This is a genomic window from Pseudomonas sp. AIG (assembly GCF_977020205.1).
Genome location: NZ_CDROCK010000073.1, coordinates 1 through 22,802, shown reverse-complemented (window position 1 = coordinate 22,802; position 22,802 = coordinate 1). Strand labels below are relative to the sequence as shown.

General features: G+C 59.4%; 28 protein-coding genes. 11 read left to right on the top strand and 17 right to left on the bottom strand.

Features of this window, described 5'->3' with window-relative positions:
- From ACWR1S_RS28575 to ACWR1S_RS28530, 10 genes are all read right to left on the bottom strand, one after another.
- A partial coding sequence (locus ACWR1S_RS28575; RefSeq protein ID WP_454565841.1) for a pyridoxal phosphate-dependent aminotransferase occupies positions 1 to 984 on the bottom strand: 984 nt, incomplete at its 3' end.
- Positions 985 to 987: 3 nt separating this feature from the next.
- Positions 988 to 2,325 carry a histidinol dehydrogenase gene (gene hisD, locus ACWR1S_RS28570; protein WP_322845918.1) on the bottom strand — a complete coding sequence of 446 codons (1,338 nt, stop codon included), beginning with the start codon at positions 2,323 to 2,325 and terminating at the stop codon, positions 988 to 990.
- 125 nt (positions 2,326 to 2,450) lie between these two features.
- A complete protein-coding gene (gene hisG, locus ACWR1S_RS28565) occupies positions 2,451 to 3,086 on the bottom strand; it encodes an ATP phosphoribosyltransferase (protein ID WP_007912384.1) in 636 nt (211 codons plus the stop codon).
- Between the two features lie 124 nt (positions 3,087 to 3,210).
- Positions 3,211 to 4,476, bottom strand: coding sequence for a UDP-N-acetylglucosamine 1-carboxyvinyltransferase (gene murA, locus ACWR1S_RS28560; protein WP_016984147.1), 1,266 nt, complete (start codon positions 4,474 to 4,476; stop codon positions 3,211 to 3,213).
- Positions 4,477 to 4,498: 22 nt separating this feature from the next.
- Positions 4,499 to 4,738, bottom strand: a complete 240-nt coding sequence (locus ACWR1S_RS28555) for a BolA family protein (RefSeq protein ID WP_007912386.1) — start codon at positions 4,736 to 4,738, stop codon at positions 4,499 to 4,501.
- Positions 4,739 to 4,853: 115 nt separating this feature from the next.
- Complete coding sequence (locus ACWR1S_RS28550; RefSeq protein ID WP_242205265.1) at positions 4,854 to 5,159, bottom strand: STAS domain-containing protein; 306 nt, start codon at positions 5,157 to 5,159, stop codon at positions 4,854 to 4,856.
- Positions 5,156 to 5,809 carry an MlaC/ttg2D family ABC transporter substrate-binding protein gene (locus ACWR1S_RS28545; protein WP_454565840.1) on the bottom strand — a complete coding sequence of 218 codons (654 nt, stop codon included), beginning with the start codon at positions 5,807 to 5,809 and terminating at the stop codon, positions 5,156 to 5,158. Before ACWR1S_RS28545 ends, ACWR1S_RS28550 begins: the two co-directional genes overlap by 4 nt.
- Before the next feature lie 11 nt (positions 5,810 to 5,820).
- Positions 5,821 to 6,288 carry an outer membrane lipid asymmetry maintenance protein MlaD gene (gene mlaD / locus ACWR1S_RS28540; protein WP_007912400.1) on the bottom strand — a complete coding sequence of 156 codons (468 nt, stop codon included), beginning with the start codon at positions 6,286 to 6,288 and terminating at the stop codon, positions 5,821 to 5,823.
- Positions 6,288 to 7,085, bottom strand: a complete 798-nt coding sequence (mlaE, locus tag ACWR1S_RS28535) for a lipid asymmetry maintenance ABC transporter permease subunit MlaE (RefSeq protein ID WP_027610851.1) — start codon at positions 7,083 to 7,085, stop codon at positions 6,288 to 6,290. Before mlaE ends, mlaD begins: the two co-directional genes overlap by 1 nt.
- A complete protein-coding gene (locus tag ACWR1S_RS28530) occupies positions 7,085 to 7,894 on the bottom strand; it encodes an ATP-binding cassette domain-containing protein (protein ID WP_007912403.1) in 810 nt (269 codons plus the stop codon). Before ACWR1S_RS28530 ends, mlaE begins: the two co-directional genes overlap by 1 nt.
- Positions 7,895 to 8,169: 275 nt before the next feature.
- Here ACWR1S_RS28530 and ACWR1S_RS28525 point away from each other — a divergent pair, with 275 nt between their 5' ends.
- The 10 genes from ACWR1S_RS28525 to ACWR1S_RS28480 all read left to right on the top strand — a co-directional run bounded on the left by ACWR1S_RS28525 (position 8,170) and on the right by ACWR1S_RS28480 (position 15,197).
- Positions 8,170 to 9,144 carry a KpsF/GutQ family sugar-phosphate isomerase gene (locus ACWR1S_RS28525; protein WP_007912405.1) on the top strand — a complete coding sequence of 325 codons (975 nt, stop codon included), beginning with the start codon at positions 8,170 to 8,172 and terminating at the stop codon, positions 9,142 to 9,144.
- Positions 9,144 to 9,668, top strand: coding sequence for a KdsC family phosphatase (locus ACWR1S_RS28520; protein ID WP_007912407.1), 525 nt, complete (start codon positions 9,144 to 9,146; stop codon positions 9,666 to 9,668). The genes ACWR1S_RS28525 and ACWR1S_RS28520 overlap by 1 nt, the downstream gene beginning before the upstream one ends.
- Before the next feature lie 8 nt (positions 9,669 to 9,676).
- Complete coding sequence (lptC, locus tag ACWR1S_RS28515; protein WP_103303116.1) at positions 9,677 to 10,249, top strand: LPS export ABC transporter periplasmic protein LptC; 573 nt, start codon at positions 9,677 to 9,679, stop codon at positions 10,247 to 10,249.
- Positions 10,236 to 10,781, top strand: a complete 546-nt coding sequence (gene lptA, locus ACWR1S_RS28510; RefSeq protein WP_064119365.1) for a lipopolysaccharide transport periplasmic protein LptA — start codon at positions 10,236 to 10,238, stop codon at positions 10,779 to 10,781. The genes lptC and lptA overlap by 14 nt, the downstream gene beginning before the upstream one ends.
- Positions 10,781 to 11,506 carry an LPS export ABC transporter ATP-binding protein gene (gene lptB, locus ACWR1S_RS28505; RefSeq protein ID WP_008085069.1) on the top strand — a complete coding sequence of 242 codons (726 nt, stop codon included), beginning with the start codon at positions 10,781 to 10,783 and terminating at the stop codon, positions 11,504 to 11,506. The genes lptA and lptB overlap by 1 nt, the downstream gene beginning before the upstream one ends.
- Positions 11,507 to 11,693: 187 nt before the next feature.
- Positions 11,694 to 13,187 carry an RNA polymerase factor sigma-54 gene (locus ACWR1S_RS28500; RefSeq protein WP_454565839.1) on the top strand — a complete coding sequence of 498 codons (1,494 nt, stop codon included), beginning with the start codon at positions 11,694 to 11,696 and terminating at the stop codon, positions 13,185 to 13,187.
- 73 nt (positions 13,188 to 13,260) lie between these two features.
- On the top strand, positions 13,261 to 13,569 hold the full coding sequence (gene hpf, locus ACWR1S_RS28495) for a ribosome hibernation-promoting factor, HPF/YfiA family (RefSeq protein WP_007912419.1): 309 nt from the start codon (positions 13,261 to 13,263) through the stop codon (positions 13,567 to 13,569).
- A 12-nt stretch (positions 13,570 to 13,581) separates the two neighbouring features.
- The gene (ptsN, locus tag ACWR1S_RS28490) at positions 13,582 to 14,046 is read left to right on the top strand and encodes a PTS IIA-like nitrogen regulatory protein PtsN (RefSeq protein WP_401390007.1); all 465 of its coding nucleotides are present in this window, start codon (positions 13,582 to 13,584) and stop codon (positions 14,044 to 14,046) included.
- Positions 14,047 to 14,048: 2 nt separating this feature from the next.
- A complete protein-coding gene (rapZ, locus tag ACWR1S_RS28485) occupies positions 14,049 to 14,906 on the top strand; it encodes an RNase adapter RapZ (protein WP_122606051.1) in 858 nt (285 codons plus the stop codon).
- A 15-nt stretch (positions 14,907 to 14,921) separates the two neighbouring features.
- Positions 14,922 to 15,197, top strand: a complete 276-nt coding sequence (locus ACWR1S_RS28480; RefSeq protein WP_454565838.1) for an HPr family phosphocarrier protein — start codon at positions 14,922 to 14,924, stop codon at positions 15,195 to 15,197.
- A gap of 91 nt (positions 15,198 to 15,288) precedes the next feature.
- Here the strand turns inward: ACWR1S_RS28480 and ACWR1S_RS28475 are convergent, their stop codons facing one another.
- The 6 genes from ACWR1S_RS28475 to pmbA form a co-directional block, all read right to left on the bottom strand.
- Complete coding sequence (locus ACWR1S_RS28475; RefSeq protein WP_454565837.1) at positions 15,289 to 16,182, bottom strand: ZIP family metal transporter; 894 nt, start codon at positions 16,180 to 16,182, stop codon at positions 15,289 to 15,291.
- Positions 16,183 to 16,212: 30 nt separating this feature from the next.
- Positions 16,213 to 16,824: a superoxide dismutase gene (locus ACWR1S_RS28470; protein ID WP_454565836.1), complete on the bottom strand. Its 612-nt coding sequence runs from the start codon at positions 16,822 to 16,824 to the stop codon at positions 16,213 to 16,215.
- Between the two features lies 1 nt (position 16,825).
- Entirely contained in the window at positions 16,826 to 17,266 is a 441-nt protein-coding gene (locus tag ACWR1S_RS28465) for a hypothetical protein (RefSeq protein WP_454565835.1), read from the bottom strand.
- A gap of 27 nt (positions 17,267 to 17,293) precedes the next feature.
- On the bottom strand, positions 17,294 to 18,670 hold the full coding sequence (locus ACWR1S_RS28460) for a class II fumarate hydratase (protein ID WP_454565834.1): 1,377 nt from the start codon (positions 18,668 to 18,670) through the stop codon (positions 17,294 to 17,296).
- Positions 18,651 to 19,058 carry a FagA protein gene (locus ACWR1S_RS28455; protein ID WP_454565833.1) on the bottom strand — a complete coding sequence of 136 codons (408 nt, stop codon included), beginning with the start codon at positions 19,056 to 19,058 and terminating at the stop codon, positions 18,651 to 18,653. Before ACWR1S_RS28455 ends, ACWR1S_RS28460 begins: the two co-directional genes overlap by 20 nt.
- Positions 19,059 to 19,274: 216 nt before the next feature.
- On the bottom strand, positions 19,275 to 20,621 hold the full coding sequence (gene pmbA / locus ACWR1S_RS28450; protein WP_454565832.1) for a metalloprotease PmbA: 1,347 nt from the start codon (positions 20,619 to 20,621) through the stop codon (positions 19,275 to 19,277).
- Between the two features lie 108 nt (positions 20,622 to 20,729).
- Here pmbA and yjgA point away from each other — a divergent pair, with 108 nt between their 5' ends.
- On the top strand, positions 20,730 to 21,254 hold the full coding sequence (gene yjgA, locus ACWR1S_RS28445) for a ribosome biogenesis factor YjgA (protein WP_007915377.1): 525 nt from the start codon (positions 20,730 to 20,732) through the stop codon (positions 21,252 to 21,254).
- Positions 21,255 to 21,343: 89 nt separating this feature from the next.
- Here the strand turns inward: yjgA and tldD are convergent, their stop codons facing one another.
- Positions 21,344 to 22,786, bottom strand: coding sequence for a metalloprotease TldD (gene tldD / locus ACWR1S_RS28440; protein ID WP_008085093.1), 1,443 nt, complete (start codon positions 22,784 to 22,786; stop codon positions 21,344 to 21,346).
- Positions 22,787 to 22,802 lie beyond the last annotated feature (16 nt).

Here is a 22,802-nt window from a genome sequence, read left to right as displayed (position 1 = left end):
CCGCCCAACCCCCCCCGGCTTGAGGCCCCGCACACTCCCGCCCTGCTCACGCAGTTTCGCCGCCAGCCCCGCCGCGTCATGCTGCGGATGCCGGGCGAAAATGAAGTTCGCCGCCGACGGCAGCACTTCAAATCCTTTGGCCTGCAACTGCGCAATCACCCACTCACGGCTCTCAATGACCAGACGGCAGGTCTTGTCGAAATGCTCGCGGTCCTCGAACGCCGCTGCCGCGCCGACAATGGCAAGTCGATCCAGCGGATAAGAGTTAAAGCTGTTCTTGATCCGCTCCAGCGCCTCGATCAGGTCCGGATGCCCAACCGCGAAACCAACGCGCAAACCAGCCAGCGAACGCGACTTGGACAGGGTTTGCGTCACCAGCAGATTCGGATAGCGGTCCACCAGAGTGATCGCCGTCTCGCCGCCGAAGTCGATATAGGCCTCGTCTACGACCACCACCGAATCCGGGCTGGCCTTGAGGATTTGCTCGACCGCGTCCAGCGCCAGCAGGCAACCAGTAGGTGCGTTCGGGTTGGGAAAAATGATCCCGCCATTCGGCTTGGCGTAGTCGGCCGGATCGATCTGGAACTGCGCGTCCAGCGGCACCGCGTCGAACTGGATGCCGTACAGACCGCAGTAGACCGGATAGAAGCTGTAGCTGATGTCCGGGAACAGCAACGGCTGATCGTGTTGCAACAAACCGTGGAAAATGTGCGCGAGCACTTCGTCCGAACCGTTGCCGAGGAACACCTGATTGCTCTGCACGCCGTAGTAGTTGGCGACCGCTGTTTTCAGCAGATCGCTGTTCGGGTCCGGGTACAGACGCAGGTTGTCATTCAGTTCGACCTGCATCGCCGCCAAGGCTTTTGGCGACGGGCCGTACGGGTTTTCGTTGGTGTTGAGCTTGACCAGTTTGGTCAGCTTCGGTTGTTCGCCCGGCACGTATGGCACCAGATCCTTGACGAACGGGCTCCAGAATTTGCTCATCGCTCAGTTCCCCTGCCCTTGTAGAAAGTCTTCGTCTTTGATGCGGTATTCGGCGCTGCGTGCGTGGGCGCTCAACGATTCGCCACGGGCCAGCACGGAGGCGGTTTTCCCCAGTTCGGAAGCACCAGCCTCGGAGCAGAAGATGATCGACGAACGCTTCTGGAAGTCATACACACCCAGCGGCGAGGAGAAGCGCGCGGTGCCGGACGTCGGCAATACGTGGTTCGGGCCTGCGCAATAGTCGCCCAGTGCTTCGGAGGTGTGACGGCCCATGAAGATAGCGCCAGCGTGGCGGATCTGCGGCAGCCAGGCTTGCGGGTCAGCGACCGAAAGCTCCAAATGTTCCGGGGCAATGCGGTTGGCGACTTCGATGGCTTGGGCCATGTCCTTCACGTGAATCAACGCACCACGGCCATTGATCGAGGTTTCGATGATGGTTGCGCGGTCCATGGTCGGCAGCAGTTTGTCGATGCTCGCGGCAACCTTGTCGAGGAACTCGGCGTCCGGGCTGACCAGAATCGCCTGCGCGTCTTCGTCGTGCTCGGCTTGCGAGAACAGGTCCATGGCGATCCAGTCCGGATCGGTCTGGCCGTCGCACACCACGAGGATTTCCGAAGGGCCGGCGATCATGTCGATGCCCACCTGACCGAACACGTGACGCTTGGCGGTGGCGACGTAGATGTTGCCCGGGCCAACCACTTTGTCGACCTTCGGAACACTTTCAGTGCCGTAGGCCAAAGCAGCAACGGCCTGCGCGCCGCCGATGGTGAACACGCGGTCAACGCCAGCGATGCACGCGGCCGCCAACACCAATTCGTTGATTTCACCGCGCGGAGTCGGCACGACCATGACCACTTCGGTCACGCCGGCAACCTTGGCCGGAATCGCATTCATCAACACCGACGACGGGTACGACGCCTTGCCGCCCGGTACGTACAGACCGGCGCGATCCAGCGGCGTGACCTTCTGGCCCAGCACGGTGCCGTCGGCTTCGGTGTAGCTCCAGGAATCCTGCTTCTGTTTTTCGTGGTAGCTGCGCACGCGGGCGGCGGCTTTTTCCAGTGCTTCGCGCTGCGCCACGGTGATGCGCGTCAGCGCCAGTTCCAGACGCTCGCGCGGCAGGATCAGGTCGGCCATCGACGCGACTTCGAGGCCGTCGAACTTCTGGGTGAACTCGACCAGCGCCGCGTCACCGCGTTCGCGCACAGCCTTGATGATGTCCAGCACGCGCTGATTGACCGAGTCGTCAGACACACTTTCCCAGCTCAGCAGATGATCCAGATGATGCGCGAAATCCGGGTCAGCAGCGTTGAGTCGGCGAATTGCAGTCGTTGCGGTCATAGCGAGAGCCTCATAGGAATGGCAAAAACTCAGGCGCCCTAACTTAGCAGTCGTTTCCGCTTGGGCACCTGAGATTCTGGCTATGAGGCGGATAGACGGGCGCGACTTAACGTCGCGCAGGTGAATCAGCCGCGGTGTCGCGATTCCACTGCGTTGCGCAGGGTATCGATCAACGCCTGGATTCGGGCGTGTTGCATTTTCATCGAAGCCTTGTTGACCACCAGGCGCGAGCTGATCGTGGCGATCAGTTCCTGAGGTTCCAGGCCGTTGGCGCGCAGGGTGTTGCCGGTGTCGACCACGTCGATGATCTTGTCGGCCAGACCAATCAGCGGTGCCAGCTCCATCGAGCCGTACAGCTTGATGATATCGACCTGACGGCCCTGCTCGGCGTAGTAACGCTTGGCAACGTTGACGAACTTGGTCGCCACGCGCAGACGGCCCTTGGGCTCCGGCGCGCCGATCTTGCCGGCGGTCATCAGCTTGCACTGGGCGATTTGCAGATCCAGTGGCTCGTACAAGCCCTGGCCGGTGTATTCCATCAACACGTCTTTACCGGCAACGCCGAGGTCAGCCGCGCCATGCTCGACATAGGTCGGCACATCGGTGGCGCGCACGATCAGCAGACGAACGTCGTCCTGGGTCGTGGGAATGATCAGCTTGCGGCTCTTGTCCGGATTCTCGGTCGGCACGATGCCCGCTTCGGCGAGAAGCGGCAGGGTGTCGTCAAGGATGCGGCCCTTGGACAGTGCGATGGTCAACATGGGAAACGTCAGTCCTTATCAAGGTACTCATGTCCGGTCGCAATCGGCGCCGGACACACATCGAGCCGGAAACCGGCTCGACTCTTAAAATCAGTGGACACGTCCCTGTGTCCCAATGCAGCAATCAGCCCGGAACGCGACGGATCTTGGCGCCGAGCATCTGCAGTTTTTCTTCGATGCACTCGTAACCACGGTCGATGTGGTAGATGCGGTCGATCAGAGTATCGCCTTCGGCAACCAGTGCCGAGATCACCAGACTGGCCGAAGCACGCAGGTCAGTGGCCATGACTGGCGCGCCCTTGAGGACTTCAGTACCGGTAACGATGGCAGTGTTGCCTTCGACCTGGATCTTGGCGCCCATGCGGTGCAGTTCGTACACGTGCATGAAACGGTTTTCGAAGATCGTCTCGATCACCGCACCGGTGCCTTCGGCAATGGCGTTGAGCGAGATGAACTGCGCTTGCATGTCAGTCGGGAAAGCCGGGTACGGCGCCGTGCGCACGTTGACCGCTTTCGGACGCTTGCCGTGCATGTTCAGCTCGATCCAGTCTTCACCGCAGGTGATTTCTGCACCGGCTTCACGAAGCTTTTCCAGAACGGCTTCGAGGATGGTCGGATCGGTGTCCTTGACCTTGACGCGGCCACCGGTCACGGCAGCGGCGACCAGGTAGGTGCCGGTTTCGATACGGTCAGGCATGACTTTGTAGAAAGCCGAACCCAGACGCTCGACGCCATCGATGGTGATGGTGTCAGTGCCAGCGCCGGAAACCTTGGCGCCCATGGCGTTGAGGAAGTTTGCCAGGTCAACCACTTCAGGTTCGCGAGCGGCGTTCTGCAACACGCTGCGGCCCTTGGCCAGAGCAGCGGCCATCATGATGTTCTCGGTACCGGTTACGCTGACGGTATCGAAGAAGAAGCTTGCACCGCGCAGGCCACCTTCAGGCGCCTTGGCCTTGATGTAGCCGCCTTCGACGTCGATGACTGCGCCCATGGCTTCGAGACCACGGATGTGCAGGTCGACCGGACGCGAACCGATGGCGCAACCGCCAGGCAGTGCGACTTCGGCTTCACCGAAACGGGCAACCATCGGGCCCAGTACCAGAATCGACGCACGCATGGTTTTCACCAGTTCGTACGGCGCGATCAGGGTCTTGATGGTGCGCGGGTCGATTTCGACGCTGAGTTTCTCGTCGATCACCGGCTCAATGCCCATGCGACCGAACAGCTCGATCATGGTGGTGATGTCGTGCAGGTGCGGCAGGTTGCCAACGGTCACCGGGCCATCGCACAGCAGGGTGGCCGCCAGGATCGGCAGGGCGGAGTTTTTTGCGCCGGAAATGCGGATCTCGCCATCAAGACGAGCGCCACCGGTAATAATCAATTTATCCATAAGAATCTCGACGCCCTTAGGCTCAGGTGCGCTCGGCCCAGGCCGCGCTGCTGAAAAATTTCATAGTGACCGCATGGATGCTGCCATCGGTGATCCATGGGTTCAAATGGGCATAGATCTGCTGCTGACGCTTCACCGGGCTCAACGCCGCCAGTTCATCGCTAATCACGTTCAGCTGGAAATTGCAGCCTTCGCCCTCAACTTCTACCAACGTTCCGGGCAGCTTTCCTTCAAGGAAGCTCTTCACTTCTACGGCCTGCATGCTCAACCTCAATCGGCGCCCTGTGCGCACGGGTCGGACATCATACAAAAAAGCCCCGCGCCTGCGAACCCCGCATGGCAGGACTCTGACGGGGGGCTTCTTTATTGATGCGGGTTCAGGGGTGCGCCAACAGTTCGGTCAGTTCACTGACCTGAGCAATTTCGCGCATGTCTTCGGGCATCGCCCGGATGCTGACAGCCTTTCCGGCCGCATTGGCATCGCGCATGAAGCACAGCAGCAACGACAAACCGACGCTGCTGGACTTCTTCACCGCCGAGCAATCGATCACCAGCGAAGAGGCTTTACTGGACTTGATCAACGCCTGGCCTTCCTTGCGCAGGTCAGCGCCGGTGCGATAGTCCAGCACTCCGCTGAGCAGAAGCTCGTCGACATCACTCATACGAACTGCGGCCTCATTCATTGCGCTGGCTTCTCGGCAGCTTTGTCCGTGGACTCTTTGGCCTTGGCGACTTCACCCGCCCAATTGTTGATGGTCTTGTCCAGGTCGTTGCCATTGCGCTGCATCGCGTCAGCGAACTGATCACGGAACAGCTTGCCGATGTTGATGCCGTTGATGATCACGTTGCGCAGTTTCCACTCGCCGTTGATCTTCTCCAGCGTGTACTGCACAGGGTAGATCGCGCCGTTGGTGCCTTTTACGGTCATGCCGACGCTGGTGCGATCGCCCGACTCGTCTTTGGCCGGATCGACGGTGATGCCCTGGTTGTTGTACTCGAGCAAGGCGTTACCGTAGAACTGGAACAGGCCTTTCTTGAAGTTTTCCTGGAAGGTCTGCATCTGCGCCGGCGTGGCCTTGCGCGAATACTTGACCGTCATGATGCTTTTGGAAATGCCTTCAGCATCCACCACCGGACCGACGATGGTATTCAACGCGGTGTAGAAATCCTGCGGATCCTGCTTGTACTTCTCTTTGTTGGCCGACAGGTCGGCAAGCATCCGGTTCGTGGTGTCCTGAACCAGATCATGCGCAGTCTGTGCCGCCACAGCGTTACCCATCAGTGGCAATGCCGCGAGCAACACCAACAGGCCACGTCGCAAGGTAGAGATCATTCAAAAGCTCCTCATTTGGCGTCTTTGCTAACGGTATTGAGCAGGAATTTACCGATCAGGTCTTCCAGTACCAGTGACGACTGCGTGTCGTGAATGGTTCCACCATCCTTCAGCGGCTTGTCTTCACCGCCGACGCTGATACCGATGTACTTCTCGCCCAGCAGACCAGCGGTCAGGATAGACGCTGTGGAGTCGGTCGGCAGGTTGTCGACCTTTTTATCCACTTGCAGGGTGACCCGACCGGTGAAGCTGTCGCGATCCAGATCGATCGCCGTGACCTTGCCGATGGTCACACCGGCCATGGTCACTTTGGCTCTGACCGTCAAACCGGCGATATTGTCAAAGTAGGCATACAGTTTATAGGTGTCGGTGGTCGATGTCGGAGACAGACCACTGACCCGCAAAGCAAGCAGCAACAAAGCCAGGATCCCTGCCAGCAGGAACAGGCCGACACCGATTTCCAGGGTGCGGTTTTGCATCAGAAATCTCCAAACATCAAAGCGGTCAGAATAAAGTCCAGGCCGAGCACTGCCAGCGAGGCAAACACCACGGTCTTGGTGGTGGCACGACTGATCCCCTCGGAAGTGGGCTCACAGTCATAGCCTTGGAATACGGCGATCCAGGTCACGACAAAGGCGAAAACGACACTTTTGATCACGCCATTGAGCACGTCACTGGTGAAGTTCACGCTGTTCTGCATGTTTGCCCAATAAGAGCCTTCATACACGCCCAGCCAGTCGACAGCCACCCACGAACCGCCCCAGATGCCGACCACGCTGAAAATCATCGCCAGCACTGGCAGGGAAATGAAGCCGGCCCACAGGCGTGGGGCAATGATGTACTTGAGCGGATCGACACCGATCATTTCCAGACTGGAAAGCTGCTCGGTGGACTTCATGTTGCCGATCTCCGCGGTCAGCGCCGAACCGGCACGACCGGCGAACAACAACGCCGTCACCACCGGACCCAGCTCACGCAACAGGGTCAGCGCAACCATCTGCCCTACCGCCTGTTCCGAACCGTAGCTCGACAGAATGCTGAAGCCTTGCAGCGCCAGCACCATGCCGATGAAGATCCCGGAAACGACGATGATCACCAGCGACATCACGCCGACCGAATGCAGCTGCTTGACCAGCAGGCCGAAACCGCCGCTGATTCCGCCACGCCCCAGCAAGGCATGAAACAGGAACAGCGTCGCACGACCGAACACCGCGACGGCGTCGATCGCCGCTTCGCCGAACCGGCGCACGCGTTCTATTAATGAAATTCTGCGCATCAGCGCTTCCCCAGAAGATCTGCGCGGTAATCCGTCGCTGGAAAATGGTACGGCACCGGGCCATCGGGATCGCCGGTCATGAACTGACGGATACGTGGCTCGTCCGAGTTCATCAACTCGTCCGGCGTACCCTGCCCCAGCACCTGACCATCACCGACCACATAGATGTAGTCGGCGATACTCGCGGTTTCCGCCAGATCGTGGGACACCACGATACTGGTGATCCCCAGTGCATCGTTGAGCAGGCGAATCAGACGCACCAGCACGCCCATGGCGATCGGGTCCTGCCCGACGAACGGTTCGTCGTACATGAGGATCTGCGGATCGAGCGCAATGGCCCGCGCCAGTGCAACACGGCGCTTCATGCCACCGGACAGTTCATCCGGCATCAACTCGATGGCACCGCGCAGTCCCACCGCCTGCAATTTGAGCAGGACGATGTCGCGGATCATTTCTTCCGGCAAATCGGTATGAACACGCAGGGGGAAAGCCACGTTCTCGAACACATCGAGATCGGTGAACAGCGCGCCGCTTTGAAACAGCACACCCATGTGCTTTCGCGCATCGAACAGATCGCTGCGCGAAAGCGCAGGCAGGTTCTGGCCGTTGACCCAGACTTCGCCGCTGGCAGGGCGCAGTTGTGCGCCCATCAATCGCAGCAGCGTGGTCTTGCCACACCCGGAAGGTCCCATGATGCCGGTGACCTTGCCGCGCGGGATGCGAATATCGACGTTATTGAAAATGCTGCGCGCACCGCGCTTGAAGGAGACTCCCTTCAGCTCGACCGCGTAGGCGTTATCGGCACTCATCTAAACTCCTTGCGATGCAGCCTCTCACTCGGACGCCTGTCTTTACTTAAAAAGTACGTACATCCCGGGCAGGCCGAACTGGCGGCGAACTATATCACTGCAAAGGCGAAGCGCCCAAGGCTTGTACCAGCCTGTGTTCGGCGATATGACAGGTGCGCAGGCTCTTTTACCGGGTTTTGGTAACGAGTAATGACAAAGCACGACGAACTTGCGTGAGGCTTTGCAACATAACCGCTATAATCGCCGCCTTTTCATCGGGCTATACGATTTCTGACATGAGCCAATCCAGCGACCTGATTCAATCGGCACAACGCACCATCCAACTCGAAGTGGAGGCCGTACAAGGCTTGTTGCCCCATATCGACGCCGATTTCGTACGCGCTTGCGAGATGATTCTGGCCAGTAAAGGCCGTGTAGTCGTGGTTGGCATGGGCAAGTCCGGGCACATCGGCAACAAGATTGCCGCCACCCTGGCCAGCACCGGCACCCCGGCCTTTTTTGTCCACCCGGCCGAAGCCAGCCATGGCGATATGGGCATGATCACTCGCGACGACGTGATCCTGGCCCTGTCCAACTCCGGCTCGACCAATGAAATCGTGACCTTGCTGCCGCTGATCAAACGTCTGGGCATCCAGTTGATCAGCGTCACCGGCAACCCGCAATCGCCGCTGGCCAAAGCCGCCGAGGTCAATCTCAACGTTCACGTCGAACATGAAGCCTGCCCGCTGAACCTCGCCCCGACCTCTTCGACAACTGCAGCGCTGGTCATGGGCGACGCCCTCGCGGTCGCACTGCTTGAAGCTCGCGGTTTTACCGCTGAAGATTTCGCGTTCTCGCACCCGGGCGGTGCTCTGGGACGTCGTCTGCTGCTGAAAGTGGAAAACGTCATGCACGCCGGGCAGGAGTTGCCGCAAGTACAACGCGGTACACTGCTCAAGGACGCACTGATGGAAATGACCCGTAAAGGTCTGGGCATGACCGTCATCCTTGAAACTGACGGTAAACTGGCCGGGATTTTCACTGACGGCGACTTGCGCCGCACGCTGGACCGCAGCATCGACATTCGCAGCGCCACCATCGACCAGGTGATGACGGCCCACGGCAAGACTGCCCGGCCGGAGATGCTGGCCGCCGAAGCCCTGAAAATCATGGAAGATCATCGGATCAACGCGTTGGTAGTCGTCGATGAGGAAGATCGCCCGGTCGGCGCCTTCAACCTCTCCGATCTGCTGCGCGCAGGAGTCATGTAATGAGCAACGATCTGCTGCAACGCGGCAAAGCGATCAAACTGGCGGTATTCGACGTCGACGGTGTTCTCACCGACGGTCGTCTGTACTTCCTTGAAGACGGCAGCGAATTCAAGACCTTCAACACACTCGACGGCCAAGGCATCAAGATGCTGATGAACGCCGGCGTGCAGACCGCTATCATCAGCGGTCGCAAGACGCCGGTAGTCGAACGCCGAGCGAAAAACCTGGGGATTCCCCACCTGTTTCAGGGTCGCGAAGACAAATTGGTCGTTCTCGACGGCCTGCTCGAACAACTGGGCCTAAGCTATGAAGAAGTTGCTTATCTCGGTGACGACTTGCCGGACCTGCCGGTCATCCGCCGCGTCGGCCTGGGCATGGCGGTTGCCAACGCTGCCGATTTCGTCCGCGAACACGCCCATGGCGTCACCCGCGCCCGTGGTGGTGAAGGCGCCGCCCGCGAATTCTGTGAATTGATCCTGCGCGCCCAGGGCCGCCTCGATGCGGCCAACGCCGCGTACCTGTGAGCCAAACCATGTTCAGCAAAAAATTTCGCAACTTCCTGCTGTTCGGCTGCATCGCTGCGATTTTCGCCGCGGTCGGCTACTGGAACATCAGCCCGGAACGCTTCCTCGACAAGCCTCCGGTCACGTCTGTCGAAACGCCTATCGACTGGTATGCAACCAATACGCATACCCTGCAATACCTGCCGGACGGCAAAGTGCAGTATGAAATGACCTCCGACAAGGCCGAGCACGTCAAGGCAACCGATATCACGCTCGTCACCAAACCCGACCTGAACATGTATCGCGGAACAGAGTTCCCGTGGCATGTCACCAGTGAACGCGGCGAAGTAAATTCGGGCGGCACACAAGTCGAATTGATCGATTCGGTACGCATCAAGCGCACCGATGAACAGAACCGCGATCTGTTGGTGACCTCCACGCGCATGACCGTGTTCCCGCAGGAGCAATATGCGCAGACCGAGCAACCCGTTAGAATCGACGGCGCTGGCGGTGTATCGACTGGCGTTGGAATGAAAGCGTACCTGAAGGAAAGCAGGATACACCTGCTATCGAACGTAAGAGGACAGTATGAGGCTCGTTAAAACCCTCCCTATTTTGCTCAGTCTGGGCGCAGCACTGGGAAGCGTGAGCGCCTGGGCTCTGCCGAACGATCAGCAGCAACCTATCCGCATTCAGGCCGACGACGCCCAACTGGATGACAAGAACGGCATCGCCACCTACAAGGGCGATGTGATCATTACCCAGGGTTCGATGAAGGTGACCGGTAATACCGTGACCATCACCCGTACCCCGGCCGGCGATATCGACGTGGTGACGTCGGTGGGCAATCTTGCCTACTTTGAGCAATTGCAAACTCAAGGCGACACCAAGCCTGTACAGGGCTGGGGCGTGACGATTCAGTACCACGCCGCGCAAAACCGCGTCGTGCTGATCGACAAGGCCAAGGTTGTCGACAAGGACAACAACACGACTCAGGGCGAGAAAATCGTCTATGACACCGTGAAGAAACTGGCCAGCGCTGGTCGCGCTACCGGCAGCAAGGTCACCGAGGCGCGTCCGCGCATTGACATGGTGATCCAGCCGAAGAAGAAAACCGACGAGAAAACCCAGTAATGGCAACTCTGAAAGCTCAGCACCTGGCCAAGGCCTATAAAAGCCGCCAGGTCGTGCGTGACGTCAGTCTGTCGATCGACAGCGGCCAGATCGTTGGCTTGCTCGGCCCGAACGGCGCCGGTAAAACCACCTGCTTCTACATGATCGTAGGTTTGGTGCAAGCCGATCAGGGCCGCGTCCTGATCGACGATCTGGACGTCAGCCACCAGCCGATGCACGGTCGTGCCAAGGCCGGGATCGGCTATCTGCCGCAAGAAGCGTCGATCTTCCGTAAACTGTCGGTGGCCGACAACATCATGGCCATCCTCGAGACCCGTCAGGAACTCGACAAGGCCGGCCGTCGCAAGGAGCTGGAAAGCCTGCTGCAGGAATTCCACATCAGCCACATCCGCGACAACCTCGGCATGAGCCTGTCCGGTGGTGAACGCCGCCGAGTGGAAATCGCTCGCGCACTGGCAACGGCACCGAAATTCATCCTGCTCGACGAACCGTTCGCCGGTGTCGACCCGATCTCGGTCGGCGACATCAAGCAGATCATCCATCATCTCAAGGCCAAAGGCATCGGTGTACTGATCACCGACCACAACGTCCGCGAGACCCTGGACATCTGCGAAACCGCTTACATCGTCAATGATGGTCAACTGATCGCAGAAGGCGACGCAGAAACCATCCTGGCCAACGATCTGGTCAAGGAAGTGTATCTGGGCCACGAGTTCCGCCTGTAAGCGAAACAGTGCCCGGTGCGCCGCCCGGGCGCTGTATCGATTCAAGCAGGATTTAATACGCTTTAATTGTTACAGCGCTCTAGGCAAACACTTCAGTTTCAGGCATATAATTTGCTTAAGTTTGGCGCTCCGGCGCCCTGTAGTGGATGGCGCATAGCGCCGGCGAATAAGGTGTTAAGCCCCTGCCATGAAACCATCGCTAGTCTTGAGAATGGGCCAGCAGCTGACGATGACACCGCAGCTGCAACAGGCCATCCGCCTGCTCCAATTGTCGACCCTGGATCTGCAACAGGAAATCCAGGAGGCGCTGGAATCCAATCCGATGCTCGAACGCCAGGAAGAAGGCGACGACTTCGACAATTCCGACCCCTTGGCCGACAACGCCGAACAGAAGCCCAACACCGAAATCCAGGAACCCTCGTATCAGGAAACCGCACCGACGGTAGACAACCTCGAGGAAGGTGACTGGAGCGAACGCATCCCCAACGAACTTCCGGTCGACACCGCCTGGGAAGACGTCTACCAGACCAGCGCCAGCAGCCTGCCGAGCAGCGACGATGACGAGTGGGATTTCACCACCCGCACCTCCGCCGGCGAGAGCCTGCAAAGCCACCTGCTGTGGCAACTGAACCTTGCACCGATGTCCGACACCGATCGCCTGATCGCCGTGACCCTGATCGATTGCATCAACAATCAGGGCTACCTGGACGAAACCCTCGAAGAAATTCTTGAGGCGTTCGACCCGGAACTGGACATCGAACTGGACGAAATCGAAGCCGTCCTGCACCGCATTCAACAGTTCGAACCCGCCGGTATCGGCGCGCGCAATCTCGGCGAATGCCTGCTGCTGCAATTACGTCAGCTGCCAGCCAAGACGCCTTGGCTGGCTGAAGCCAAGCGTTTGGTCAGCGATTACATCGACCTGCTGGGCGGCCGCGACTACAGCCAGCTGATGCGACGCATGAAGCTCAAGGAAGACGAGTTGCGCCAGGTCATCGAGCTGGTGCAGAGCCTTAATCCACGTCCGGGTTCGCAAATCGAATCCACCGAAGCCGAGTACGTTGTCCCTGACGTTATCGTGCGCAAGGACAACGAGCGCTGGCTGGTCGAGTTGAACCAGGAATCGGTGCCACGCCTGCGCGTCAACGCCCAGTACGCCGGTTTCGTCCGTCGCGCCGACACCAGCGCCGACAACACCTTCATGCGCAATCAGTTGCAGGAAGCCCGCTGGTTTATCAAAAGCCTGCAGAGCCGCAACGAAACATTGATGAAAGTAGCCACCCAGATCGTCGAGCATCAGCGCGGTTTTCTGGAGTACGGCGACGAAGCCATGAAGCCGTTGGTCCTGCACGACATCGCTGAGGCGGTCGGCATGCACGAATCAACAATTTCCCGCGTGACCACGCAAAAATTCATGCATACCCCGCGCGGTATTTATGAACTGAAATACTTTTTCTCCAGCCACGTCAGCACCTCCGAAGGCGGCGAATGCTCGTCCACGGCGATCCGCGCGATCATCAAAAAACTGGTTGCCGCGGAAAATCAGAAAAAGCCGTTGAGTGACAGCAAGATCGCTGGTTTACTGGAGGCACAAGGCATTCAGGTGGCTCGCCGCACCGTCGCCAAGTACCGCGAATCCCTCGGGATCGCGCCTTCGAGCGAACGCAAGCGGTTGATGTAAGCCACGTTACAGCGTTCCAGTGGCAGGCTATCCAGCCTGCCGCTTTATGCACTGGCAACGAAGGAGAAGCTGTATGCAAGTCAACATCAGTGGACACCAACTGGAAGTGACCCAACCTCTGCGTTCCTACATCGAGGAAAAACTCCAACGACTGGAGCGACATTTCGACAAGATCACCAACGTGCAAGTCACGATGTGCGTCGAAAAGCTGAAGCAGAAAATCGAAGCCACCTTGCATATCCCCGGCAGCGAAGTGGTCGCCAACGCAGAAGATACTGATATGTATGCTGCGATCGACTCACTCACCGACAAGCTGGATCGCCAACTCAAAAAGCATAAGGAAAAGACCCAGAGCCTCCTCCAGGGCGCGACCGGTCGTTAACACCCCTAACCCATGATCCGACTTGAAAGCATCCTGACCCCCGGCCGTTCCCTCGTGAACGTGCCGGGCGGCAGTAAAAAGAAAGCCCTCGAACAAATTGCCAACCTGATCGCCCGCGAAGTGCCGGATCTGGAGATGCAAGATGTCTTCGAGGCGTTGATTGCCCGTGAAAAACTCGGTTCCACCGGTTTTGGCAACGGCATCGCCATTCCTCACTGCCGCCTCAAGGGCTGCCAGTCGCCCATCAGCGCACTGATGCATCTAGAAGCGCCAATCGATTTCGACGCCATCGATGGTGCCCCGGTTGACCTGCTGTTCGTTCTGCTGGTCCCGGAAGCCGCCACCGATGCGCACCTGGAGTTGCTGCGTCAGATCGCCAGCATGCTCGACCGCAAGGACGTGCGCGATAAACTGCGCAGCGCCGCGAGCAACGAAGCCTTGTATCAGGTTGTCCTGGACGAGCAGAACGGGCACTAATCATGCGCTTGATCATTGTCAGTGGCCGTTCCGGCTCGGGTAAAAGTACCGCACTGGATGTCCTTGAGGACAACGGTTACTACTGCATCGACAACCTGCCGGCAGGCTTGCTGCCGGAACTGGCCGAACGTGCGCTGATTCACACGGAACTGGCGCAGCCGCTGGTGGCTGTATCCATCGATGCGCGCAACCTGCCGAGCCACCTGACGCGCTTTCCCGAACTGCTTGAAGATGTCCGCAGCAAGCACATCCAGTGCGATGTGCTGTATCTGGATGCCGACGAGGAAACCCTGCTCAAGCGTTTTTCCGAAACCCGCCGTCGCCATCCGCTGAGCAATGCCAACCGCTCGCTGGCCGAGGCGATCCAGGATGAAACCGCCCTGCTCGGCCCGATTGCCGACCTCGCGGACCTGAAGATCAACACCACCAATCTGAACCTGTATCAGCTGCGCGACTCGATCAAGCTGCGCCTGCTGAACCAGCCGGAGCCGGGCACGGCGTTTCTGGTCGAGTCATTCGGCTTCAAGCGCGGCATGCCGGTGGATGCGGATCTGGTGTTCGATGTGCGCTGCCTGCCCAATCCGTACTGGAAACCGGAACTGCGCGCGCAATCGGGTCTCGATGCGCCGGTGGCTGAGTACCTCGCGGCGCAGCCGGAGGTCGAAGAAATGTTTCAGGACATCTTCACCTACCTGCACAAGTGGCTGCCGCGCTTCGCTGCGAGCAACCGCGCCTACGTCACCATTGCCATTGGCTGCACCGGCGGGCATCACCGCTCCGTCTACCTGACCGAACGCCTGGGTCAGGCCCTGCAGAAAACCCTGAAGAACGTCCAGGTTCGCCACCGCGACCTCACTTAAAGGATTCACACCGCGATGCCTGCTCTGGAAATCGAAATCATCAACAAGCTGGGCCTGCATGCCCGTGCGTCGGCCAAGTTCGTTGGCGTGGCCGGTCAGTTTCCGGATTGCTCGATCAGAGTGGGCCGCACGCCGGAGAATACCGTTGATGGCAAAAGCATCATGGCGATGATGATGCTGGCGGCCGGCAAGGGCACCAAAATCTATCTGAGCACTGAAGGGCATCAGGAACAGGAAGCGCTGGATGCGCTGGTGGCGTTGATCAACAACTATTTCGACGAAGGTGGCTGACAGCCAAAGTCAAAAGATCGCAGCCTTCGGCAGCTCCTATAGTGAACGCATTCCAATGTAGGAGCTGCCGAAGGCTGCGATCTTTTGATCTTCAACCTAATGCGGTATCCATCACCATCATCAAACAAAACCCGATCAACAGGCCAAGACTGGCCAGTTTGTCATGACCATGACGTCGTGATTCCGGGATGACCTCGTGAGTCACCACCAGCAACATCGCCCCCGCCGCCAGTGCCAGACCTAATGGCAACAATACCTGCGCCAGCCCGACCAGCCACGCACACAACAACGCAAACACCGGCTCGACCAGACCTGACGCCGCACCGATCAGGAACGCCTTGACCCGCGACATCCCTGCCCCGGCCAATACCAACGCAATCACCAGTCCTTCCGGCACATCCTGTAAAGCGATGCCCATGGCCAGGCTATTGGCATCCGGCATGCCGCCGCCGGCAGAAACGCCAACGGCCATGCCTTCAGGAACGTTATGGGCAATGATGGCGAACACGAACAGCCAGATTCGTGGCGGAATAACCGGACGCTCCGGCGTCCCCACCAGCATTTCCGGTGAGGCTCCGGACAACTGACGATCGACCAGATACAACCCGAACGCACCCAGCATGATGCCGAAACAGATCAGCCCACTGGCGCCCCATGGTGTCAGGTCAAGGTTTTCGGCAGCGGCAATGCCCGGGACGATCAGCGAAAACGCCGTCGCCGCCAGCATCACTCCAGCGCCAAAACCCAGCAAGGTGTCACTGAGTGCCTGAGGCATGCGCCGAATCACCAGCACCGGCACCGCGCCAAGCGCCGTGCCGAGGGCGCAGATCGCGCCACCCTGCAAGGCCCGTGACAGTCTCGGTTGCAGATTCAACCATTCCAGCCCGTGGGCAACCAGCAAGGTCATGCCCGCCAACAGCAATAGCGATCCCACTGCGTAACGAAACATACGCCCACTTCCGATCGCCAGTGTTTCAGTGCCCATAGTCAGCCTTGGATTGTTTTTATAGAAGACTTAAACCAGTGCGGCCTGATAGCGCGCAGCAACTTCAGGCCAATTGATCACGTTGTAGAACGCGTTGATGTATTCCGGGCGACGGTTTTGATAGCGCAGGTAGTAGGCGTGCTCCCAGACGTCGAGACCGAGAATCGGCGTGTTGCCGTTCATCAACGGGCTGTCCTGGTTGCCGCTGCTCTCCACGATCAGTTTTTTCTCCGGCGTCACGCTGAGCCAGGCCCAGCCACTGCCGAAACGGGTCAGTGCCGCTTTGGTGAAGGCTTCCTTGAAACTGTCGAGACCACCCAGTTGCTCATCAATCGCCTTGGCCAGCGCGCCATCCGGTTTGCCGCCGCCGCTTGGCACCATCACTTCCCAGAACAGCGAATGGTTGGCGTGACCGCCACCCTGATTGATCACCGCCGCGCGGAGCTTTTCCGGCAGCACCTTGACGCTGGCGACGAGTTTTTCTACCGGCCATTCGGCGTACTCAGTGCCTTCTACGGCGGCGTTGAGGTTGTTGATGTAGGTCTGGTGATGTTTGGTGTAATGAATCTCCATGGTCTGCGCATCGATGTGCGGTTCGAGGGCGTCGTAGGCGTAAGGCAAGGCAGGCAAGGTAAAAGCCATTTCAATGGACTCCATGGTGATGAGGGGCAGGCGCGCGACGCGCATTGCCGGTATCCGGGTGCAGCAGACGCTGGGTGCGCGGGTATTCGCCGTGTTCGCTGATGAAATTCAGCAGCTCGACGTAGGTCTTGCTGCTCTGGCGCAACGCCGCTTCACGCAGCGCCGGGCGCAGGCGCTCGTCCTGCATGGTCTGCAACAGCCGTTGGTGGATGGCGCAGAGGTATTCAGCGCTCTCCTCCGGCTGGTTCAGACTCAGGTGCAAATCCGCCAGGTTGTGATGGGAGATGACGCAGGCCGCCACCGCTTCGTCGGCATCTGCCCAGCGTTCGAACAACACTTGCGCCAGGGCCAGGGCTTGCAGGTAAGCCTCACGGGCGTCGATCAGTTCGCCCAGCATGAAGCAGCGATTGGCCCGTTCGATCGTGCGTTTCCAGTGCTCCATGGTGAGCCTCCAAAGCGGTTGCAGGGTTTACACGCCGCCGGCGGTGAGTTTCTCGGGATTGAGTAACTCTTCCAGTTGGCTGCGCGAGAGATCGGTGTGCTCCAGAGCGACGTCGATCACCGCGCGGCCTTCCTTGTAGGCCTGCTTGGCGATTTCGGCGGCTTTCTGGTAACCAATGATCGGATTGAGCGCGGTGACCAGAATCGGGTTGCGCGACAACGCTTCTTTCAGGCGCGATTCGTTGACCTTGAAACTGGCGATGGCTTTGTCGCCGAGCAGACGGCTGGCGTTGGCCAGCAACTCGATGCTGCTCAACAGGTTCTGCGCGATGATCGGCAGCATCACGTTCAGCTCGAAGTTGCCCGACTGGCCGGCGATGGTGATCACCGAATCGTTGCCAATGACTTGTGCAGCGACCATGGCGGTGGCTTCCGGAATCACCGGATTGACCTTGCCCGGCATGATCGACGAGCCCGGTTGCAGGGCTTCGAGTTCGATTTCGCCGAGGCCGGCGAGTGGGCCGGAGTTCATCCAGCGCAGGTCGTTGGCGATTTTCATCAACGATACCGCAGTAGCTTTGAGCTGGCCGGAGACAGCGACCGCAGTGTCCTGTGAACCAATCAATGCAAACAGATCTTTGCCGGGGGTGAATTGCACGTCGGTCAGTTGGCTTAACTGGCGGCTGAAGCGCGCGGCGAACTCAGGATGTGCGTTGATCCCGGTACCGACTGCCGTGCCGCCCTGTGCCAGGGATTGCAGGCTTGGCAGCAAGTCTTGGAGGTGACCGATGTTGGCCTTGAGCTGCTGCGCCCAACCGTTCAGCACCTGGCTCATGCGCACCGGCATGGCGTCCATTAAATGCGTACGACCGGTTTTGACGTGGTGATGCACTTGACCGGCCTTGTGCTCGATCACTTGCACCAGGTGCAGCAGCGCCGGCAGCAGTTGTTCGTGCAGAGCCAGCGCAGCACTGACGTGGATGGTGGTCGGAATGATGTCGTTACTGCTCTGGCCACAGTTGACGTGATCATTGGCATTCACCGGCTCATCGAGCAGGCGGCTGGCGAGGGTGGCGATCACTTCATTGGCGTTCATGTTCGAGCTGGTGCCGGAGCCGGTCTGGAAGATATCCACCGGAAAATGCTGCATGAAATCGCCTTCGAGCAGGCCTTGCGCGGCGTCGCTGATGGCTTTGCCCTGAGCGGCGCTGAGCTGGTTGAGTTCAACGTTGGCGCGGGCGGCAGCAGCTTTGGCGAGGATCAGTGCGCGGATGAATTGCGTCGGCATCGGCTTGCCGCTGATCGGGAAGTTTTCCACTGCGCGCTGGGTTTGCGCGCCGTAGAGAGCGTCTACCGGCACCTGCAGTTCGCCCATGCTGTCGCGCTCAATACGTGTCTTGGTCATCGTTAAATCCTTGGACTAATTCAATCAGAGGAATCGAGGGAAGCAACTCACAAGTGGCGAGCTGCCAGGTATAGCGTTGCCAGCGCTTGAGCCGGCATTTGCACAGGGACAGGCGCTCCATTTCACGCAGCGGGCGCCAGGCTTGATCAAGACAGAGGCTGCGCCAGTGCCACGGCAAGGCGATGTCGGTGGCCGTGTCGAGCAGCAGACGGAAGGAGGTTTCAGCGATGGTCCAGGGAGAAGTTGCCGTACAACAGGCCAGATACCGGCCTTCGGCCAGGTAGTGTTCGATCAGGCGCGGTTCGTCGGGATCCATCGCGCAACGGATCTGGCGACTCATCCAGCGCCAGCTTTCGAGGTACGGCTGCTCGTGCAAGGCAGAACTCATGATCCGGGCTCATCCGATAATGAGATTTATTATTAGATGATAATGAGAACCAAAACAAGAGCACCTGTGTAGGAGCTGCCGCAGGCTGCGATCTTTTGATTTTTTTTTTAAAGACAAGATCAAAAGATCGCAGCCTTCGGCAGCTCCTACAGGGCAGGCATGAAAAAGGCGCGACATCCGGGTGGATGGCGCGCCTTTTTTTGTGACGGATGCGGTTTAGCTGCCCGCGACGGTCATCCGCTCGATCAACACCGAACCCGTGCGAATGTTGCTACGCAGTTCCAGATCATTGCCCACCGCGACAATCTGCTTGAACATGTCGCGCATGTTGCCGGCGATGGTGACTTCCTGCACGGCGAACTGGATTTCGCCGTTTTCCACCCAGAAACCCGCCGCGCCGCGCGAATAGTCGCCGGTGACCATGTTCAAACCATGGCCCATCAATTCGGTAACCAACAAACCACGGCCCATGCGCTTCAAAAGCGCTGCCTGGTCTTCATCACCATGAGTGACGAACAGGTTGTGCACGCCACCCGCATTAGCGGTGCTCGGCATACCCAGTTTGCGCCCGGAGTAAGTACCGAGGATGTACGACACCAACTCGCCTTTTTCGACGAACGGTTTGGCATACGTCGCCAGACCATCACCGTCATAAGAGGCGCTGCCCATTGCGCGCATCAGGTGCGGACGCTCATCGATGGTCAGCCATTCCGGGAACAGCTTCTGCCCCAGGGTGCCTTCAAGGAACGACGACTTGCGGTACAGACTGCCGCCCGACACCGCCGAGAGGAAACTGCCGAACAGACCGCCCGCCAGCTCTGCGGAAAACAGCACCGGCACTTCACAGGTCGGCACCGGACGCGCACCCAGACGGCTCGCCGCCCGCTGCGCCGCACGCTGACCGATGCTCACCGGATCCGCCAGCAACGAGCCCTGACGGCTGACGTCATACCAATAATCGCGCTGCATCTGGCCGTCGGCCTCAGCGATCATCACGCAGCTCAGACTGTGTCGGGTCGACGCGTAACCACCAATAAAACCGTGGCTGTTGCCATAAACGCGGCAGCCTTGGTGGGTGCTGAGGGTGGTGCCATCGGCATTCTTGATCCGCGCATCGGCATCGAACGCCGCCGCTTCGCAGATCAACGCCTTCTCGATCGCCTGCTCCGGGGTGATGTCCCATTCGTGAAACAGGTCGAAATCGTGCTGTTCCTTGGCCATCAACGCCGCATCGGCGAGCCCCGACGCTTCGTCTTCGGACGTGTGTTTGGCGATGGCCAGTGCCGCAGCAACGGTCTCGCGAATCGCATCCGGGCCGGATGCCGAGGTGCTGGCCGAGCCTTTGCGCTGGCCAACATACAGTGTGATGCCGAAGCCCTGATCACGGTTGAATTCGACTGTTTCGACTTCGCGCTGGCGCACCGAAGTCGACAAGCCCTGCTCCAGCGACACCGCAACTTCACAGGCACTGGCGCCCTGACGCTTGGCTTCGGCGATGATCTGCTCGACTTGTTCCTGCAGTGCCGGCAATGCCTGCGGGCCGACGCTTTCAACTGCACTCATGCTCATCTCCACTCAAATTCTGCTTTCGGCTGGGGTCATCGAGCGACCGGGCCGGACAAGCGGCCCCCGACTGGTTATCATGGCGGCGTTTCTTTGCGGACTGCCACCATGGTTGATTCTTACGACGACTCCCTCGATACGGGAGAAAAAAGCAAATCTCAGGTCAAACGCGAGCTGCATGCTCTGGTTGACCTCGGCGAGCGCCTGACAACACTCAAGCCTGACTTGATCGCTAAACTGCCGCTGACCGACGCTATGCGCCGGGCTCTGGCCGATGCGCCCAAGCACACCGCGAACATCGCGCGTAAACGGCATTTGCAGTTCATCGGCAAACTGATGCGCGACCAGGACACTGACGCGATTCTGACCTTGCTCGATCAACTCGATGCCTCGACTCGTCAGTACAACGAGCGTTTCCATAACCTGGAACGCTGGCGCGATCGCCTGATCGCGGGCGACGATGCCGTGCTGGAAAAATTCGTCGTCGAGTACCCGGACGCCGACCGCCAGCAATTGCGTTCCCTGATCCGTCAGGCTCAGCACGAGGTTGCGCAAAACAAACCTCCTGCTTCCAGCCGCAAGATCTTCAAGTACATCCGTGAGCTGGACGAGACTCAACGCGGTCTGCGTTGATCTCATCCCTGTAGGAGCTGCCGAAGGCTGCGATCTTTTGATCTTTAAAAACAAAGATCGCAGCCTGCGGCAGCTCCTACACACGTTTCTTATGCGCCCGTGCCACCGACGGTGATCGCATCGATTTTCAGCGTCGGCTGACCCACGCCCACCGGCACCGACTGCCCATCCTTGCCGCACGTCCCCACACCGCTGTCCAGCGCCAGATCGTTACCGACCATCGACACCCGGCTCATCGCCTCAGGGCCGTTGCCGATCAACGTCGCGCCTTTGACCGGCGCGGTGATCTTGCCGTCTTCGATCAGGTACGCCTCGCTGGTGGAGAACACAAACTTGCCGCTGGTGATGTCGACCTGACCGCCGCCGAGGTTGGCGCAGTAGATGCCCTTCTTCACCGACGCGATGATTTCCGCCGGATCGCTTTCGCCACCGAGCATGTAGGTGTTGGTCATCCGCGGCATCGGCAAGTGCGCGTAAGATTCACGACGACCATTACCGGTACGGGCCACGCCCATCAGACGCGCATTGAGCTTGTCCTGCATGTAACCCTTGAGCACGCCGTTTTCGATCAGCGTGGTGCACTCGGTCGGCGTACCTTCGTCGTCGACACTCAGCGAACCGCGACGGCCGCTCAAGGTGCCGTCATCGACGATGGTGCAAAGCTTCGAGGCAACCATTTCGCCCATGCGCCCGCTGTAGGCCGAACTGCCCTTGCGGTTGAAATCGCCTTCCAGACCGTGACCGACCGCTTCGTGCAACAGCACGCCGGACCAGCCGGAACCCAATACCACCGGAAAGGTACCGGCCGGTGCAGGGATCGCTTCGAGGTTCACCAGCGCCTGACGCAACGCTTCACGGGCATAGCCCATGGCGCGGTCTTCGGCGAGGAAATAACGGTAGTCGGTACGCCCGCCGCCGCCATGCCCGCCGCGCTCGCGACGGCCATTTTGTTCAACGATCACGCTGACGTTGAAACGCACCAAAGGGCGCACATCCGCCGCCAGACCGCCGTCGGTGGACGCCACCAGAATCCGTTCCCAGACACCGGCCATGCTCACGCTGACTTGCTGGATACGCGGGTCGAGCGCGCGGGTCGCGACATCGATGCTCTTGAGCAACTCGACTTTCTCGGCGCGGCTCAGCACTTCCAGCGGGTTATCCGGCGCGTACAACTGGGCGACGTCTTGGCTGGTGAACGCCTGCACCGTGCCGTTTTGCCCGGCACGGGAGATCGAACGTGCCGCGCGAGCCGCTGCGCCGAGGGCTTCGAGGGTGATCGCGTTGCTGTAGGCGAAACCGGTTTTCTCACCGGACTGCGCGCGCACGCCAACGCCCTGATCGAGGTTGAAGCTGCCTTCCTTGACGATGCCATCTTCCAGCGCCCAGGACTCGGAAATCTGCCCCTGGAAATACAGGTCGGCCGCATCGATGCCAGGACCGGCCAGATCACCGAGCACGCCTTGCAGGCTCTCGATCGTCACGCCGCCGGGCGCCAACAGGTGATCACTGACTGAGGACAACAACTCGCTCAAAGGTTTACGCCTTAAA